We start from the raw sequence: 18324 nt of genomic DNA on the forward strand, positions 1-18324 counted from the left end.
TCATCGCTTTGAAATCGTAGATAAAACTCGCATGGCAGATGCCATGCGAGTTTTTATATACGGAATAAGGGCTGACTGGGACTCATTGAAAAAAATTCTTGATTTTTTTAGAAATTTTCTTGCCAAAATCGATTTTTCACGATATAATAATGTAGCTAACTTAATAAGAGTACTGGTGCGTGGTAATCCGTTGGGGCTTGTGCAATGGGAACCTATGAACCTTGTCAGGTCCGAGAGGAAGCAGCAATAAGTAGATCTTTCCATGTGCCACGAGGAAACCTGGCGGGTTACCATACACGAGTACTTTTCAGTTGGTAAAAGCAGCGGTTAGCTGCTTTTTTTCATATACGGAAGGAAAGGTATCGATGGCATACATTGCACTATACCGTAAATGGAGGCCTAAGGGATTTGAAGATGTTGTCGGCCAGTCCCATATTACGGAGACATTGCAAAAAGCGATAGAGACGGACAAGGTTGCTCATGCCTATCTCTTTTCGGGCCCTCGCGGGACCGGCAAGACGAGTACGGCCAAAATCTTTGCCCGGGCTATGAACTGTGTTCATGGACCGACGGCTCACCCCTGCAATGCCTGTGAAGCCTGTCTCCATATTATGAGCGGCGAATCCTTGGATGTCGTCGAAATCGATGCCGCCTCTAACCGCAGTATTGAAGATATCCGCACCTTGCGGGAAACGATAAAATTTATGCCTGTTGAAGGGCATAAGAAAATTTATATCATCGACGAAGTTCATATGCTGACGACAGAAGCCTTTAATGCTCTGTTGAAGACACTAGAAGAACCGCCGGCTCACGTCATCTTTATTTTGGCGACGACGGAACCGGAACGGATTCCCCTGACTATTTTATCGCGGTGCCAGCGATATGAATTTCGCCGTATTACGAGTGCTGACATTGCCCATCGCCTGCTCTACGTTGCCGAGCAGGAACAGATTGAACTGACGAAAGGGGCCGCCCATATCTTAGCCGTCCAAGCCGACGGCGGCATGCGCGATGCCCTGAGCATGTTCGACCAGTGCGTCAGCAATGCTTCCGGTGCCGTCGATGAACAACTCGTTCGCGATTTACTGGGCCTCATAGGAAAAGATTGGCTCTTTTCTCTGTCCCAGGCTATTTTTGACGGGCGAAGCGACGTCATTATCAAAGGCGTCGACGATATCATCCAACTGGGCAAAGAACCGAGGGTGATCCTGACCGAGATTTTAGCCCATTTAAGGGCTCTCATGCTCTGTCAGGCAGCACCCGGATCAGATACGCTTTCGGCTTATAGTGACAGCATGGGGGAACTTCGTAAACAAGCGCAGTCTGCCTCGCCGGAAACTATTTTTCAAGTCGTCGATGTGTTGCAGCAGGCTTTACTGACGGCGAAAACGTCGCCGGTTCCGCGCATTGCCGTTGAAATGGGGCTGCTCATGGCGGCCCGTAAATTAACACAGCCTGTAACTGCTGTTGATACGGGGGCACATATCCTGCAGCCGGCGCCTAAAAAGCAGCATCACGAGGCGATCCCCGTACCGGAAGAAGACGATTATCAATCATTTAGTGTTCCGGAAGAAGCCGTTCCCTTTCCCGATGATGAGTTTACATCGGTTCAACGAATGGCGCCGTCTGTCGAACGAACTTCCGGAAAAGATGCTTTGTTTGCGGCTGTCCCCTCAAGGCAATCCAATCAAAAGCCGACTTCTCCATCGGCAGAACAGACGGCAGTGCCGGCTCATCAGAATGTGCCTGAAACGAAGGCGCCGGTTCAGTCGGCAGCTTCGGATGCAGCTCCTGTCGTATCGGCTGATTATCAGAACGTTTGGGATAAGATGTGTGCCATCCTCGACAAAGAGAAGAAGAAAGCTGTTCTATCCTGTATCCGCAATGGACGCGTCGTTTACATCGGCGATGGGCAGGTTATCGTCGCCTTTAAGACGGCCTTCATGGTTAAACGGGCGAATCGCGAAGATTACTTTAAACTTACCGATGAAGCCTTGTCTTCTGTCCTCGGAGGGGCCTATCATATGCAGGGGTTCCTTGAAGGGGACGATGAGCTGAAGACTTACGAAAAAAAAAAGCATAAATCCGTAGCGGCAGCGTCGGTCGTCCCTGAAGTCCCGGAAGTCGTCCGACCTCCGGAACCGGAACCTGAACCGCTGTCGGAAATACCTGAAACCGATATTCAAGCTCCTACAGCCTTGCCCGAATCCGACGAAGAAGTGTGGCAGCCGGCCTCTGTCGACGACATGAACGCCGATGAAAGGGCCGCTCTCGGGCCATTGATTAAAACGGTGGGAGATTGTAATATATATATAGAAAATAAAAAATAAGCTTGAAAGAAACAGGAGGATATCAAATGTTTGGTGGAAATATGCAAGGCATGATGAAAAAAGTACAGAAGATGCAGAAGGAAATGAAGAAACTGCAGGAAGATTTGAAAAAACGCACCGTAGAAGCGACGGTCGGCGGCGGAGTCCTGACCATCGTCATGAACGGTGAAAAAAATGTCGAAAGCGTTCACATCGATCCGAGCATCATCGACCCGGAAGATGCAGAAATGCTGGAAGACCTCATGGTAGCTGCCGTCAATGAAGCCAATAAGAAAGTTGACGACATGATGGCTCAGGAAATGAGCAAGATTACAGGCGGGATGAACCTGCCGGGAATGTTCTAATGGATACGCCGTTAGACAAGCTTACCGAGCAGTTCCGCTGCCTGCCGGGGATTGGCGTTAAAACGGCTCGGAAGCTGGCCTATTACATCGTTCAGCAGCCGACGGGCCGCGTCGATGAATTTATCAATGCCATTCGCGATGCTAAGGAAAATATGCACTTTTGCTCGGTTTGCTTCAACTTGTCTTCTCAGGACCCCTGCCCTATCTGTAGTGATACCAGCCGCGACCATTCGACAATCTGCGTCGTAGAAACGCCGCAGGACGTCCAAGCTATCGAGCGAAGCGGTGATTACCACGGCTTATATCACGTCCTTCACGGAGCCCTTTCTCCTTTGGACGGAGTTAATGTCGAGGATTTGCGCATCCGAGAATTGCTGCAGCGTTTGGGCAATACCGATGTAAAGGAAGTTATCTTGGCCACCGACCCGGATGTGGAAGGAGAAGCAACGGCCTTGTATTTGTCGCGTCTCATCAAGACGGCCGGCATTCGCGTAACTCGTATCGCCCGCGGACTTCCTATGGGCGGCGATATCGAATATGCCGACGAAGCGACACTGGCAGGTGCCGTTGCCAATCGGCAGGAAATGTGAGGAAGGTATGGAATATCTGTCGATAGCCATCGGCGTCGTTATCTTATATTTGGTGCATAAGGTGATTTTGACGCCTATGCGCCATCTCGTGGTCAATGTCATCATTGGCCTTATCGTATTATACGGCGTCAATCATTTCGGCTATCTTTTTGGTTTTCAGCACGTTCCGATTACGCTGGCAACAGGCCTTATTATGGGTCTGTTTGGCCTGCCCGGCGTCGTGCTGGTTACGTTGTATTACACGTTTTTTTAACGTATGCGAAGAAGGGATATCGTGAAATTAAAGAAATGGGCTGTATTGGCCTGTACTGCGGTCTTCGCGGTTTCTGTCCTGTCGGGATGCGGTAACAGCGTATCTACGGAAACAGAGACGGTTTCCAAGTCGAACCATCCCGTAGCCCTGACCTTAGATGCAAATATTACGGCTTTGAATGTAACCAACATCGTTCCAAAAATATCGGGAAAGCTGGTATCGACTCCGCTGGCCGTCGGTCAGCAGGTAAAAGCCGGTGACGTCGTCGCCCAAGTCGATGCTGCCCCATATCAACAAAGTGTCAGTCAAGCTGAAGCCGAACTGGTAGCGGCGTCTGCGGCAGCGGCTCCGACGTATCGGACGGTTACCGTTCCGGACAGCGGCAGCAGCGATAATGGCGGCCGTCGGGCTGAATTGAAAGCCTGGTATAATATGGGGGCCTTATCCAAGGTTGAATACAATCAGATGATGGCCGATTCAGGCGGCGGCACTCAGACTGTCCAGGTTCCTGAAGCGGCACCGGTCAATCAAGAACGAATTGCTCAGCTCCAGCAAGCCATTCAGACGGCTCGCGACATGCTGGGGAATGCGACGATTTATTCGCCTATCGAAGGGCGGGTAACGGCCGTATCCGACAATCCGTCTATCGCCGTTGCCGGCAATGTATTGGCGACGATTCAACAGATGTCACCGTTGGTTGCTACCTTTGCCGTACCGGAAATGTATGTTAAGGCCTTGTCGGAGGCTAAGGGTGCAGGCAGTTTGCAAATTTCCATCATTGCGCCTTCCGGCGAAACGGAAACGGGTGAATTGACCTACTTGGCAACCGAAAAAGATCCGTCAACCGGTTCCTATATGGCAAAAGTTACCTTTAATAACGCCAAGAATCTCTTTGTTCCCGGTGAATTTTACCACGTCCGCATTGCCACGCCGCAGGAAGTTTCACAGATTACCGTTCCGAAGACAGCTGTCCGTACCAAGGACAGCGGTGATTTCGTTTACATCGTTAACAGCAGCGGTTTAGCCGATGCTCGGTCCGTATTGACCGGCGATGAATCGGACGGCCGCGTCGTCATTTTAGATGGCCTTCAAGAAGGCGATATTGTCGTTTCCGATCCGCCTGATTCACTGGAAATCGGAATGAGTGTAAAGTCATAATTTCAAGGGAGGGTGAGGCCAGTGGGCAAAGATGAACATCAGAGCAGTTTATTGAAATCTCTGGAAAAAAGCCTTGATGTCCTCGATTTGTTCGTCGAGTGCAATACGGGGATGACCTTAAAGGAAATCGCCGAGCATACGGGCCTGAACACGTCGACGGCATTCCGCATTGTAAACACGCTGGAACGCCGTCAATACCTGACTCGCAGCGATGCATCCAAGAAATACCGCCTGGGACCTAAGGCGCTGGCTCTCGGATACTCGTCGCACTGGACGGAAAATGTGGTCACCTTGGCTAAACCTTATTTACGACGTTTACAACAGTTGTTTAATGAAACAGTCAGTATCTATATTGCGGAAGGTGAATTTCGCATCTGCCTCGATCATGTAGAAAGCACTCACTCACTTCGACGGGTCATTCCTATCGGTGAGTCCCTGCCCCTTTACAAGGGAGCTGCCGGCAAGGTGCTTTTGGCCTGGGCTCATGATGACGAACGCCAAGGCTATATCGATAAATACGGCAACATGTCTGAAGAAGAGTTTGCTTCCATTCGCCATAACGGCTATGCCATTACGCAGGATGAAAGCGAACATGGCTTGTTTGCCCTGGCTGTTCCTATTTTTAACTTCGAAGGGCAGGTCATTGCTTCCTTGACAATTGCCGGTCCGTCTATGCGTTTTTATGACTCTATTCGTCAAAAGATGCTGTTTAAAGCCAGTCAATTTGCTTATGAAATTTCACATTCCTTAGGATACCGGAAAAAATCATGATAGGCCCTATTTGGACGCCCCGGGAATTTTTATCCGATGCCGTAACCGTTGCCCAAAGGCTTCTGGGAGAATATCTTGTTCATAAGACCCCGGAAGGCCTTTGTGCCGGACGAATTGTCGAAACAGAAGCTTACGGTTGTACCTGTGACGGCGTAGCTGACGACGGCTCTCATAGCTTTCGCGGCCTGACCGGCCGAACGGCTCCCATGTTTCATAGGGGCGGTATTAGCTACGTTTACTTGATCTATGGAATGTATTCTTGTTTCAATGTCGTTACCGGTCCGTCCGGACAGGGGCAGGCTGTCCTTGTTCGCGCTGTCGAACCGGTCATTGGAATGGAATTGATGGCCGAGCGCCGCAAGGCTAAGAAGCTCGGCAAGAACCTGACAAACGGGCCGGGGAAGCTCTGTCAGGCTTTTGGAATCACAAGAGTGCATAATGAGCTTGATTTAACGGGGCCCAGCCTTTATATTGCTCATGATGACACCGGGTCTGCCGTTGATATCGTGCAGACGACGCGCATTAATATCGATTACGCAACTCATGGGAAGCATTTTCCCTGGCGTTTTTATATTAATGACAATCCTTATGTATCTAAGGTGCTGTAACTTTTAGGGGGAGATTACTATTATTCAATTCAGAGAATTTAGATTAGAAGATAAACCGCTCATCGATGCCTATTTTAATGAAAAGCGGTATGAACAGGCTGATGCGACCTTTATGACCTTATTTGCTTGGCAAAAGCCCTATGAAATCCAGTGGGCTGAAGAAGATAACGTCCTCTATGTACGTTCCGGCCGCGGTAAAAAGCAGTTCTGGATTCCACCGTTTGCTCGTAAGGACGGCAGTTTTGTCAAAGGCGTCCTGCGCATGCATGAATGGTTCGAAGAACACGGCTATCCCTTTCTCATGAAGGGTGTTACGCCGGCCGCTGTCGAACGAATCAAGGCCCTCTGTGAAGACTGTTATGACTTCACACCTGACCGGGACAATTACGAATACGTGTACTTGACTCAGAGCCTGATTAACTTATCCGGTAAAAAATTCCGTCAGAAGAAAAATAATCTCAATCACTTCCGAAATCAATATATCGGTAACTGGGAATATGTGCCCATTACAGAAGATATCTTTGACGAATGTCTCGAAGCCGAAAAGACTTGGTATAATCAGCACGAAGACGGCGATGACGACGATGAACTCTTAGGTGAACGCCACGCTATCGAAACAGTCTTTAATAACTGGTCGGTACTGCAGCCTACGGGCGGTGCTATCCGCATGTACAATAAAATCGTGGCCTTTTCCATCGGCGAAATGCTCAACGATGATACGGCTATCATCCACTTTGAAAAGAGTGATCCTACGATCCGCGGTCTTTACCAGGCTATTAACCATGAATTCGTTGTCCACGCCTGGGGCCATACGACCTACATCAACCGTGAAGAAGACATGGGGATTCCCGGCCTGCGCCATTCCAAGGAATCGTATAATCCCGACCATTTCGTAGAAAAGTACGACGTCACGCTGCGTAAGAAATAAGGGGGCTTTTTTATGGATTTCCGCTTGGCTTCTCCTGAAGACCGAGGTCTCGTCGAAAGCCTATGGGACTACTGTTTTGAACATCGGGAAGACCCGTTCTTCCAGTGGTATTTCAACCATTTTTATCAGCCGGAAAATGTTCTTATGGGTTTTCAAGATGATGAGATGGCCTGCCTGACGCACCTCAATCCCTACACACTGTCCCTAAGGGGCAAGGCCATTGATACGTCTTATATCGTCGGCCTGGCCACCCATCCGGCAGCTCGGCGCGGAGGCATTGGCGGTAAACTGTTGGCGGCGGCTCTCACAGAGATGAAAAGACGCGGCCATTACGTCAATATCCTCATGCCCAGTAAGGCCGGTTTCTATCAGCCCTATGGCTATGAACTCTATTGCCATCAGTGGAAAGAAACGCTGCCCCTTGAAGCCCTGCGCCCGTTGACGGATCGTACCGTCCGCTATGCCTTCGTCAACAGCAGCGACCAATGGCCATACTTGGCAGCAGTGTATGACGGCTATACGAAGGGGCTTTCCGGCTATGCTCTGCGTGATGAAAAAAGCTGGCGCAGCCATATCGATGCTCAATTGGGAGAAGGCAATATTGCCGTCTGTTTCGATGGCGATACGCCTATTGGATATGCCTTTTATCAATTGGGACAACCGACGATTGTCAGTGGTGAATTTGTTTACACCTCTCGTAAAGGCAAGGCCGGCCTTCTCGGTTATATGTATAACCATCGTTCTCAAGGCGAAGCCTTTCAGTGGAACGAAGGCATTCACGACCAGTCCTATCGCTTCTATCCCGATGGAAAATCGGGCCATGAAACGATGCCCTTCATGACCGGCCGCATTGTCGACGTCAAAGGGGCTTTGGAACAGCAGCCGTATCGTGCCGATGGGAAAGTTACCTTCCATACGGAAGATCCCTTGGCCGATTGGAACTGCGGTACCTTTACCTTAACCGTAACCGGGGGCAGGGGCATTGTTACCCGAGAAATGTCAAAGGATGCTGATGTTACCATGCCTATCGGAACTCTGGCCTTATTGGTCTTTGGTGCCATGGACGTAAACGACCTGGTATTCAATGAAAAACTCCAAGGTTCGGATACGGCCTTAAAGGCTCTTCAGGCGCTCTTCCCGACAGAAAAAAACTGGATCAACGAATGGTATTAAAAACTTTTATGAATGCTGTCTCTCCGGGGGCAGCATTTTTGATATCGGATACGGCCTTCGACATCACTCTTTGGTAAGATGAAAATGAAACGGGTTTACATCGATTGATATGACGATAATAGCGGTAACTATGCCGATTTTTATTTTGAAATCGCCATTTGTTTAATGAAATAGTAAACTTGTAAATGACTCATTTCTTAGCATTTTGCGGTTTGATTTTTATGTTTTGTTCAAAATACAGCAGCTATGGAGGTTCGCGTGGGTAATTGGGTTCGTCGTCATAAGAAAAAATTTATACGAGGCTTCGTGGTCTTCTTTGTATTAGCTGCAGCCCTTTATGGACTGTGCTTTTATATGAGCTACAAGGCTGCCGATATTTTTAATAAGACCGTTGCCGAACGCCAATTGTTCCCGGGGACGGTCACGGTGGAACGACTGACAGCGACACCGGGTGGGACCGTTTCCTTTGAAAACCTGCTCTGGGTCGATGAGGACGGAAAGAAGTTGGTAGAGGTCCCGGACGGAGAGTTTACCGTCAAGATAAGCGATATCCTTACCGGGCGCATTGGGACCAAAACCCTTGAAACAGTGACCCTGAATAATGCCTACCTCCACCTGATTTTTAATGACAAGATGGAATTGCAGCACATCAAGTCTAATCTCGGCGACAGCGAGAAAAAAGGGCAGAAGGTCATTGAACTGACAGGACCTAAGGGAAATCGTCCTTTTAACTGTCGTGTCGTACTACGTCACAGTACCATCGAGGCGGAGTCCCCGGACCGTCACTTCACCATAGAAGATGTCGATTTGGACGCGGATATCCATACTAAAGGCAAGACCGATATCAATTTGCAGGCCGGCCCTTTTTCCGGGACCGTGGCTGCTAAATCCTTGCGCATTCGGGGCAGTATCGACTTTGCACCGGAAACACCGCAGTACGACTTATTCCTGCTTCTGACCGACTGCAATCCGAAATCCCTCGGAGCAGGTCTCGATATCGACGATCCGGCGACCGTATCGGCTGACATAAAAGGCCCCTTAGATAAACCTGTCATTGACGGGATTTTGACGATGGATAAGCTCGATATTACGACCTTAGTATTTACCGACGTCAAAGGTCAGGTTCACTATGAAAAAGGCCTTCTTGATATCCGTGATGTGACGGCCGGTGTTTTCGGCGGTTCTATGAAGGGACGGGGGCAGGTCAATTTAGATGATAAATCTTACACAGCGGATATCGTAGGGACCCAGCTTCAGGGGAGCATTGCTGCCCATGACCTGTTTTTGCGTTGCGATGTCGACCTCAATCTTCATATGGAAGAAAATCGCACGACTGGAACGAAAGCTGTTTATGGAGATTTTTGGTCCGGGCCGGGACGTTACCATGGCCTGCCCTTCCGAGGCATTTCCGGTTCCTTTGCTCAGGATGGCAAAGACCTCCATTTCCAAGATGTCGTCATATCCATGTTTTTCGGTGACGTTTCGACCGACGCTTTGTCGATTGTCGATGGTAAGGTCCACATGGGGACCATCCATGTCAATTACAAGGATGGCAGCCACAGTCACCATAAAGGACCCGGTTCTGACTAATTAATATTGATTTTCTTTAGAAAATAGATAAAAATAGGTTTCAGAACCTGCAAAATGTGTTATAATAAAGTTGCTTAAATAAAAAGCCCGTTTTATACGAGTTTTCAGAAAGGAAACAAGGAGGTATTACTATGCTTGATGCAAAAGTAAAAGAATTAATTAACGCTCAGATCAATGAAGAATTTTTCTCTGCATATTTGTATTTGTCCTTTGCCAACTACTTCTATGACAACGGTCTCGACGGCTTTGCTAACTGGTACGATATCCAGGCTCAGGAAGAACATGACCACGCCATGTTGATGCGGACTTATCTGCACAACAACGGCGAAAGAGTTATCTTTGAAGCCGTTAAACAGCCGCAGAATGACTTTGCAAGCGCGGAAGCCGTCCTCAAAGAAGGCCTGGCTCATGAACAGTATGTAACTTCCTTAATCAATAAAATCTATCATGCCGCTGACAGCGTCCATGATTACCGCACCATGCAGTGCTTCGACTGGTTCGTCAAAGAACAGGGCGAAGAAGAAAAGAATGCCGACGACCTGCTTAAAAAATATGAACTGTTTGGTAAAGATGCTAAGGGCCTCTATTCCCTCAACCAGGAATTACTGGCTCGTACCTATGTAGCTCCGACCTTGGTTTTATAAGATAAGGAATCGGTCAACTACTATTTCTTTAACAAATACATAGCGTATATCAGGTGCGTAAGCTCAATAGAGAAGTCCGGTGAAAGACCGGCGCGGTCCCGCCGCTGTAAGGAGGAGCCCGGCTGCTATGATGCCACTGTACGAACGTATGGGAAGGCGCAGCAAGGCTGTGATTCCGAGCCAGAAGAACTGCCTGGTTAAAAATCACCGATTGACCTGCGAGCGATGGGGATGGCGATTGATAGTCAGAACTTACGACGATATAGACTAGGAAGAGTCTCGCATGATGTCATGAACATCTGTGCGAGGCTCTTTTTTTATGGGAATCATTCGATGGTGAACGCTTAATGTATATAATTTTACTTTTTTATTTAAAGGAGAGATTGTTATGCGTTGTAAAAAATTGAAAACCGCCTTGATCCTGTCCCTGGCTATTACGTCTATGGGTGCCTTCGGCGCCACCTCTTTTGCTGCCGGTTACACCCTCAACCCGGAAGTTAAAGATGCTACGCCGGCTTTAAAACAGGCCGCTGAAATCGGCGTCCGTACCTACAATAACCCGGCCATGCAGAACGTCGCCAATAAAGACGCTATTTTAGTGCTCAGCTTTGGTACGACCTACAAAGACAGCCGCCAGAAGACAATCGACAAGACCGTTTCTGACATTCAGGCAGCTCATCCGAATCAAAAAGTCGTCGTAGCCTTTACGTCTCATATCATCGTCGACCGCATTAAAGCCAAAGAAGGTCTTGATATCCCGACGCCGGAAAAAGCCTTGGAACAGCTGAAAAAAGACGGCTATACCCGCGTTGCCATCACCTCCCTCGACGTCATCCCCGGTATGGAATACGCCTATGATTCGGCCATTTTTGACCTCTATAAGAATGACTTCAAGAAAATGACCCTCGGTACGCCGATTCTCTATTGGATGGGCCAAGAAGATCAGCGCGACGACGTGGAAGAATTCGTCCAAGCTTTTTCGACCCAGTTCCCTAAAATCGGTGACCAAGAGGCCGTTCTGGTCATGGCCCACGGTACGCCCCATCCGGCCAATGCCTACTATTCCGTCGTTCAGAACCGTCTCGATTCGGCAAAACTCGGCAACGTTTACATCTATTCCGTCGAAGGCTGGCCTCACTTGGATACGGTCATCCCCATGCTTAAAGCTAAAGGCATCAAACACGTTACCCTCATGCCGATGATGATGGTTGCCGGCGACCATGCCAACAATGATATGGCCGGTACCGAAGAAGATTCCCATAAGAGCATTCTTGAAAAAGAAGGCATTACCGTTACCCCTTATATCCACGGTCTCGGTGAAAACGATGCCATCCGTCATATGTTCGTCGAACGGGCCGATGAAGCCTGGAATGCCCTGGAAGCTGAATAATTTGACTTCTTGGAATTTTTTCATACAAAAATAGTCCATCCTTTTCATGTATTATTCCACTCCAACCTTTTGTATACTGAAATCACGAAGAACACGTCATGAAACGTGAGACATAGGAGATGGAAGACATGAAACAAGTGAAAATAATTACAGCTCAAGAAGCGGCAATGCTGGTAAAAGACGGCGACGTCGTAACGACAAACGGTTTTGTTGGATCCGGTCAGCCTGAAGCCTTGACCAGTGCCCTTGAAGAACGGTTTTTAGAAAGCGGTGCTCCGAAAGACTTGACCCTTATCTACGCTGCCTCCCAGGGGAATACCGATGGCCGCGGCGGCGATCACTTCGCCCATGAAGGCATGCTGAAAAAAGCCATCTTAGGTCACTGGAATGCTGTTACCGCCCTCCAGGCCCTGGTAAACGACAATAAGATTCAGGCATACAACCTGCCTCAGGGGACCTTGGCTCAGTATTTCCGCGACGTGGCGGCCCATCGCCTGGGCACGATTACGCACGTCGGCCTCGATACCTTTGCCGACCCACGCATCAGCGGCGGCCGCCTCAATGACGTTACCAAAGAAGACTTCGTCAAAGTCGTCGAAATCGACGGTCATGAACAACTCTTCTATCCGCGTATGGATATGAACGTCGGTTTTATCCGCGGCACCTATGCCGATGAATGGGGCAACGTCGTCATGAGCAAGGAAGTGTCTCCCTTTGACGCAACGCCTTTAGCACAGGCCGTTCATAACAGCGGCGGCACTGTCGTCGTCCAGGTCGAAAAAATCGTCAAAGGCGGTACCCTCGACCCGAAACTGGTAAAAGTACCGGGAATCTATGTCGATTACCTCGTTCAAGTTGACGATGAGGCTAAACGCCAGCAGTCCTTCGATTGTGAATACGATCCGTCCCTGACCGGCGAAACGACGATTCCCGTCAAAGCCCTCGATCCGGCTCCGCTCAATGCTAAAAAAGTCATTGCCCGCCGGGCGGCTCTCTTGCTCCTCAACATGAGCAATGAAGCGGTCATCAACTTGGGCATCGGCATTCCGGAACTCGTTTCTTCCGTTGCTAACGAAGAAGGCATCGGCGACAGCCTGACCATGACCGTCGAAGCCGGGGCTATTGGCGGCATTCCTCTCGGCGGCGTCCGCTTTGGCGCCTCGGTTAATGCCGAAGCCTATATGGACCAGGCTACACAGTTCGACTTCTATGATGGCGGCGGCTTGGATCTGACCTGCCTCGGCCTTGCTGAATGCGATAAAGACGGCAATATCAACGTTTCTAAATTCGGTACGCGCATTGCCGGCTGCGGCGGCTTCGTCAATATCACCCAGAATACGAAAAGCGTTGTCTTCTGCGGTACCTTTACGACGGGGAAACTCCGCGAAGAAATCAAAGACGGTGAACTCCACATCCTTCAGGAAGGGAAAGTCAAGAAATTTGTTCCCGAAGTCGGTCATATTACTTTCAGCGGCAACTATGCCCGTAAACATAAACAGCATGTCCTGTACATCACGGAACGAGCTGTATTTGAAATGAAAGAAGACGGCGTCCACCTTACGGAAATTGCACCGGGCATCGATCTTCAGAAAGACGTCCTCGATCAGATGGGCTTCACTCCGATTATCGACGATGTCAAAATCATGCCGGCATTCCTCTTTAGAGATGAACCGATGGGCTTGAAACAAATGAAAGAAGATTTGAAAAAATAAGCTGAATCGCGATATAAAACAGGCTCCATGAATCATGGAGCCTGTTTTTCGTTGCCTGCATATTTTATTATTTGGATAAGGATACGGTCCGTTCAATGAGGGGCTTGTACGTTTCGTATTTCTTATTGAGTGCGTCCTTGTCGTACTGGCGGTACGACGGCTGGTTTTTCATATTTTGGAAGGCGTTGAGCAGCAGTGAATGAAGGCGATTGCTGTTGATGATGTAGAATGAATCGGCATCGTTATGGATGTTCCGCTTGTTCTTTTTCAGGAAACCTGTCTTGTAGTTGGAATAGAAGGACAGGTCCTTTCCCATGTAGAAGCCTTCATTAACGGAGGGCAAGAGGACGCCCATGGTCAGCTTGGGATTCTTTTCCATGCCCTCGAGAACGCTTTTTATGTGGGCTTTTCGCTCTGCTGCCGTCAGGTTGTATTCGATATCGGTCAGGTAGATATATCCCGATTCGACGTAGCGCAGGAGAGACGTCGTCGGTATCATGAAGGTGATTTCTGCGGCATTGAGGACTTCTTCCCAGGTTACGCACAGGCGTTGAATGGAAAATGCCCGTTCCGGCGATACGTTTTGGCTGATACTGTCGAAAACTTCGTGGGGCAGGAGAAATTCAAAACCGATGGTCAAGTAGAAAAAGAAGCGCGTCGTCGCATAGAAGGCCGTGCGGTATCCCAATTCATCGAGGCCTAAAGAACTTGCCGTTGACATGATGGGTCTCTGTTCAGAGCCGGTGAAGCTGAATTTTTCATAAATATCCCATACCATGGATTCATCGAAGATATAGGTGCACATCTTAAAGCGCATTTGCGGGTCCAACGCATATTGAACGACGAAGGATCCTTTCAGGATGATGAGGTTGGCATTGGCCGATTCCTTCATGTCGTAAAAGACAAAGTCAATATCGAGGTATTCATCTAACGTGCGATAAAGGTTAGTCAAAGCCTCTGGGTCGGCTTCCAATTTGTCAAGGTCCAGTCCGACACGAACGACAAGCTTATTTTTGAACTGAAGTCCTTCGAAATATTTCCAGAATCGGGAACTGCAGATGGTAGTGAATTCGCCGAGTACCAAGAGTTCACCGTCTTCTTCAAGATTCTGGATGCTCTTTTGCAGGAGGTCTGCTAAGAAAGCCGAAGTATCATGGTGGCCCGTAACGACTTTGATGGACGGACGATTTTCTTTGCTTTTCGGAGCCCGGTTTTGATGTAGTGTCGTCCGATATGCTGAGCATAAGTACTGACTGATTTCAAAGCCCAGGTCTTCCGCATGTTCTGGAATGGGGAAGGATTTAAAAAACTTATCTTTCTTCTTTTACTTGACGATGAGTTCGGCAAAATACTGGCCCATATCTTCATTTATCCGCTCTACATAGCGGGAAGACGGCAGCTTTGTACCATTGCTCCACTTATTGACATAAGAAACGTCATAGCCGACGACGTCAGCCAGGGCGATAAATTTGGCCTGCGTAAAGGAAATGAGCTTTTTTAACGTTGCAGAATATCCATCTGAAATCATGGTGTGCCTCCTTAGAATGGATTTTTTTATTGATGTAGGAATCTACATATCTTTCAATATGTTATGAAAATTATTCATTCGCTGTATAAATTAAGTTCAACAAGCATGTACATTTTATCACATACCACGGACGATAACAACGAATTTGACAAAAAAATTCACAAGGACTTAATTCTATGCAAAAAAGGGCAAGCCTTTCCTGTTTTGTTCCAAGTCAGTCATTTGTATACTGTAGTCACAAGGTTGGTTCAAGACGAACCGACAAATAGAACATAGTTAGTTACGATTAGAACTATATTAGGAGGCTTTCATTATGGATTACAAAAACATTAAATTCGTCAACGAAGAAGGTATCGGTATTTTAACAATCAGCCGTCCCAAGGCCCTCAACGCCTTGAATACAGAAACGGTTACGGAATTGAACGACTGCGTCGGCAAAATCGAAAACGATGAATCGGTCAAAGTCGTCATCATTACCGGCGACGGCGCTAAATCCTTCGTAGCCGGTGCCGACATCGTAGAAATGTCGACGAAGAACCCTGTTGAAGGCCGTAAATTTGGCAAGATTTCCCAGGATACGTTTACTCGCATCGAAAACCTTCCTCAGCCGGTCATCGCTGCTGTCAACGGTTTCGCTCTCGGCGGCGGCTGCGAACTCGCTTGCGCCTGCGACTTCCGTTATGCTTCGGATAATGCAAAATTCGGCCAGCCTGAAGTTGGTCTCGGCATTACCCCGGGCTTCGGCGGCACTCAGCGCCTTCCCCGTGTCGTTGGCCGCGGCTATGGCAAAGAATTGATCTTCCGTGCCAACATGATCGATGCTAACGAAGCTTATCGCATCGGCTTGGTCAACAAAGTCGTTCCCCAGGCTGAATTGATGGATGTCTGCAAACAGACGGCTAAAGAAATCATGGCTAATGCACCTATCGCTGTACAGCTCGCTAAGACGGCTATCAACCGCGGTATCAATTGCGACGTCATCACCGGTATCGCTTATGAAGATGAAGTCTTTGCACTGTGCTTCTCCACGGCCGATCAGAAAGAAGGCATGGACGCATTTGTAAACAAACGTGCTAAAAACTTCCAGGGCAAATAATCATCACCCATAAGCATAAAATAGGGCGCCGTTTGGCGGCGTCCTTTTTTATAAATATTAAGTATGGCATAAGAACTATTTTTAGGAGGAACACCTACCATGGATTTTAAACTTACCGAAATGCAGCAAGATATCGCAAATCTCGCCAGAGATTTTGCTGAAAAAAAATTAGCTCCCACTGTAAAAGATCGCGACGAACAAGAAATTTTTGACCGCGCTATCCTCGACGAAATGGGTACCCTCGGCCTTCTCGGCATTCCCTGGGAAGAAGAAAACGGCGGCGTCGGCGCGGACTTCCTCAGCTTGGCTGTTGCCTGCGAAGAAATCGCTAAAGTCGACCCCTCTATTGCTCTCAGCTTCGAAGTACACACCATGCTCTGCTCCTGGCCGATTTGGAAATTCGGCACAGCCGAACAGAAAGCTAAATACCTCAAGCCCTTGGCAGAAGGCACGAAACTCGGCGCATTCGGCCTTACCGAACCGAATGCCGGCACCGATGCTTTGAATGGTTCTACCGTTGCTGTTAAAAATGAAGACGGCAGCTATACCCTGACCGGTTCTAAAGTTTTCAATACCAATGGTGGTGAAGCGGACGTTACGGTCGTATTCGCTTCGACGGATAAATCCCTCGGTGCAAAAGGCATGAGCGCTTTCATCGTTGAAAAAGGCATGGAAGGCTTCACTTACGGCAAAAAAGAAGTTAAAATGGGGATCCGCGCTTCCGTCCAGCGTGAACTCGTATTCCAGGACGTTAAAATCCCGGCTGAAAACCTCCTCGGCAAAGAAGGCGAAGGCTTCAAGATTGCTATGATGACCCTCGACGGCGGCCGCGTCGGTGTCGGTGCTCAGGCACTCGGCATTGCAGAAGGCGCCTACAATGCTGCTCTCCAGTATGCGAAAGAACGTACGCAGTTCGGCAAACAGATTGCAAAATTCCAGGCTGTCAGCTTCATGCTGGCTGATATGAAACTCAAGATCGAAACAGCCCGCCTGGCCGTTTATAAAGCTGCTTGGAAAATGTCCCAGCCCGACGTTAAATCCTATTCCGTCGATGCCGCTATCGCTAAGAAATACGCATCCGATGTCGCTATGCAGGTCACGACCGATGCTGTACAGGTCTTCGGCGGTTATGGCTTCACCCGTGAATATCCGGTCGAACGCTACATGCGCGATGCTAAGATCACTCAGATTTACGAAGGTACCAACCAGGTACAGCAGATGGTCATCTCCGGTGCCATCCTCCGCTAAGTTTTAAACCTTACTTTCTCCTCAACAAATAATGATATAGAATAATAGTATATAACCGCTTACATAAAGGCCCTGACAAAACCTCCGTCAGGGCCTTTATTTTCGCTGCTCAATGATAAGCATGCTCATTATGCATGAATCGGTTGACAAGGATGACTTCATAAGGTAGAATAAAACAAAAATAAAGCTTTGTTGCTAAATACCTAACTATGTTTACCCTATTATTAATCATATATTTGAACCATTCACAGAGGAGGAGTTAACATGAAAGACGTAAAATTCTATCAGCTTGAAGGTAAAAATGTAGTAGCATTACTCAGCGGTATCGTAGAAGGCGCAACGCCGATTGCTGTCGGCTCTGTCGACGCAGCCAAAGAAAAACATATCCCTGACGTAAAACGCGTGGGAGATACCATCGAAGTTACCGTTGGTTCCGTAGAACATCCGATGCTCGAAGAACATTACATCGAATGGATTGCCTTGGCAACGGACGACAAACTGGAAGTTAAATTCCTGAAACCGGGCGAAGCTCCGAAAGCCGTTTTTGCAGCTGTCGATTCCGGCGTCGTATATGAATCCTGTAATCTCCACGGCATCTGGAAAGCCGAATTCTAATCCATAACGCATCTTGTAAGGCCCGCCTCTTTGAAGCGGGTCTTTTTTTTGTATATCTTTTCTACATATAGTCTTGACAATTCCTTTACACGGGAGTATACTGAATAAGCTGTCAGGGAGAAATCTTAAGACAGCCCGGCTGAGACAACAGCCGACGCGAGTACGATTTGAAAATATTTCAAAAACGTGCTTGACAAGCTCCTTCGAGTTTGGTAAGATAAACAAGTCGTCGCTACGGCGACACGATGACCTTTGAAAACTGAACAATGATTGAATGAACGCCAGTAAATAAATCTTTAGATTTGTTTATACCGAGTTTTACTCGGGAGTGCAGGTCATTTTCGTA

The 18324-nt window shown here is 48.3% G+C and carries 18 protein-coding genes, 1 other RNA gene and 1 riboswitch; of the genes, 17 read left to right on the plus strand and 2 right to left on the minus strand.

Going from position 1 to position 18324, the window contains the following annotated elements:
- The first annotated feature begins 98 nt into the window (after window positions 1–98).
- The 14 genes from ffs to UCI88_RS04375 all read left to right on the plus strand — a co-directional run bounded on the left by ffs (window position 99) and on the right by UCI88_RS04375 (window position 13491).
- An RNA gene (ffs, locus tag UCI88_RS04310) (signal recognition particle sRNA large type) lies at window positions 99–324 on the plus strand.
- A gap of 41 nt (window positions 325–365) precedes the next feature.
- Window positions 366–2330 (plus strand): DNA polymerase III subunit gamma/tau, encoded by a 1965-nt coding sequence (dnaX, locus tag UCI88_RS04315; protein ID WP_256179728.1) that lies wholly within the window; start codon window positions 366–368, stop codon window positions 2328–2330.
- 26 nt (window positions 2331–2356) lie between these two features.
- The gene (locus UCI88_RS04320; protein ID WP_044503334.1) at window positions 2357–2674 is read left to right on the plus strand and encodes a YbaB/EbfC family nucleoid-associated protein; all 318 of its coding nucleotides are present in this window, start codon (window positions 2357–2359) and stop codon (window positions 2672–2674) included.
- Window positions 2674–3264: a recombination mediator RecR gene (gene recR, locus UCI88_RS04325; protein WP_044503333.1), complete on the plus strand. Its 591-nt coding sequence runs from the start codon at window positions 2674–2676 to the stop codon at window positions 3262–3264. The genes UCI88_RS04320 and recR overlap by 1 nt, the downstream gene beginning before the upstream one ends.
- A gap of 7 nt (window positions 3265–3271) precedes the next feature.
- Window positions 3272–3517 (plus strand): pro-sigmaK processing inhibitor BofA family protein, encoded by a 246-nt coding sequence (locus tag UCI88_RS04330; protein WP_044503332.1) that lies wholly within the window; start codon window positions 3272–3274, stop codon window positions 3515–3517.
- Between the two features lie 21 nt (window positions 3518–3538).
- Complete coding sequence (locus tag UCI88_RS04335) at window positions 3539–4675, plus strand: efflux RND transporter periplasmic adaptor subunit (RefSeq protein WP_044503331.1); 1137 nt, start codon at window positions 3539–3541, stop codon at window positions 4673–4675.
- A gap of 21 nt (window positions 4676–4696) precedes the next feature.
- Window positions 4697–5446 (plus strand): IclR family transcriptional regulator, encoded by a 750-nt coding sequence (locus tag UCI88_RS04340; protein ID WP_062411687.1) that lies wholly within the window; start codon window positions 4697–4699, stop codon window positions 5444–5446.
- On the plus strand, window positions 5443–6054 hold the full coding sequence (locus UCI88_RS04345; protein ID WP_256179729.1) for a DNA-3-methyladenine glycosylase: 612 nt from the start codon (window positions 5443–5445) through the stop codon (window positions 6052–6054). Before UCI88_RS04340 ends, UCI88_RS04345 begins: the two co-directional genes overlap by 4 nt.
- Before the next feature lie 112 nt (window positions 6055–6166).
- Window positions 6167–6982 (plus strand): DUF2156 domain-containing protein, encoded by an 816-nt coding sequence (locus UCI88_RS04350; RefSeq protein WP_065360804.1) that lies wholly within the window; start codon window positions 6167–6169, stop codon window positions 6980–6982.
- 12 nt (window positions 6983–6994) lie between these two features.
- Window positions 6995–8155 (plus strand): GNAT family N-acetyltransferase, encoded by a 1161-nt coding sequence (locus tag UCI88_RS04355; protein ID WP_256179730.1) that lies wholly within the window; start codon window positions 6995–6997, stop codon window positions 8153–8155.
- 306 nt (window positions 8156–8461) lie between these two features.
- Window positions 8462–9745, plus strand: coding sequence for an AsmA family protein (locus tag UCI88_RS04360; RefSeq protein ID WP_256179731.1), 1284 nt, complete (start codon window positions 8462–8464; stop codon window positions 9743–9745).
- Window positions 9746–9876: 131 nt separating this feature from the next.
- On the plus strand, window positions 9877–10389 hold the full coding sequence (locus UCI88_RS04365) for a ferritin (RefSeq protein ID WP_044503325.1): 513 nt from the start codon (window positions 9877–9879) through the stop codon (window positions 10387–10389).
- Window positions 10390–10423: 34 nt separating this feature from the next.
- Window positions 10424–10600, plus strand: a riboswitch (cobalamin riboswitch).
- A gap of 177 nt (window positions 10601–10777) precedes the next feature.
- The gene (locus tag UCI88_RS04370) at window positions 10778–11779 is read left to right on the plus strand and encodes a sirohydrochlorin cobaltochelatase (protein WP_256179732.1); all 1002 of its coding nucleotides are present in this window, start codon (window positions 10778–10780) and stop codon (window positions 11777–11779) included.
- A 128-nt stretch (window positions 11780–11907) separates the two neighbouring features.
- Window positions 11908–13491 carry an acyl CoA:acetate/3-ketoacid CoA transferase gene (locus UCI88_RS04375; RefSeq protein WP_044503323.1) on the plus strand — a complete coding sequence of 528 codons (1584 nt, stop codon included), beginning with the start codon at window positions 11908–11910 and terminating at the stop codon, window positions 13489–13491.
- Between the two features lie 67 nt (window positions 13492–13558).
- Here UCI88_RS04375 and UCI88_RS04380 read toward each other — a convergent pair whose 3' ends face one another.
- Together UCI88_RS04380 and UCI88_RS04385 are read right to left on the minus strand one after the other, a co-directional pair.
- Window positions 13559–14575: a hypothetical protein gene (locus UCI88_RS04380; protein WP_330024042.1), complete on the minus strand. Its 1017-nt coding sequence runs from the start codon at window positions 14573–14575 to the stop codon at window positions 13559–13561.
- Window positions 14576–14815: 240 nt separating this feature from the next.
- Window positions 14816–15019, minus strand: coding sequence for a hypothetical protein (locus UCI88_RS04385; RefSeq protein ID WP_330024044.1), 204 nt, complete (start codon window positions 15017–15019; stop codon window positions 14816–14818).
- Window positions 15020–15332: 313 nt separating this feature from the next.
- Here UCI88_RS04385 and UCI88_RS04390 point away from each other — a divergent pair, with 313 nt between their 5' ends.
- The 3 genes from UCI88_RS04390 to UCI88_RS04400 all read left to right on the plus strand — a co-directional run bounded on the left by UCI88_RS04390 (window position 15333) and on the right by UCI88_RS04400 (window position 17978).
- Window positions 15333–16115, plus strand: coding sequence for an enoyl-CoA hydratase-related protein (locus UCI88_RS04390; RefSeq protein WP_044503321.1), 783 nt, complete (start codon window positions 15333–15335; stop codon window positions 16113–16115).
- 99 nt (window positions 16116–16214) lie between these two features.
- Window positions 16215–17363, plus strand: coding sequence for an acyl-CoA dehydrogenase (locus UCI88_RS04395; RefSeq protein WP_044503320.1), 1149 nt, complete (start codon window positions 16215–16217; stop codon window positions 17361–17363).
- Between the two features lie 264 nt (window positions 17364–17627).
- A complete protein-coding gene (locus UCI88_RS04400) occupies window positions 17628–17978 on the plus strand; it encodes a desulfoferrodoxin family protein (RefSeq protein WP_044503319.1) in 351 nt (116 codons plus the stop codon).
- The last annotated feature ends 346 nt before the right edge of the window (window positions 17979–18324 follow it).

This window comes from Megasphaera massiliensis (assembly GCF_036305205.1).
In the GTDB taxonomy this organism is placed as follows: Bacteria; Bacillota; Negativicutes; order Veillonellales; family Megasphaeraceae; genus Megasphaera; species Megasphaera massiliensis.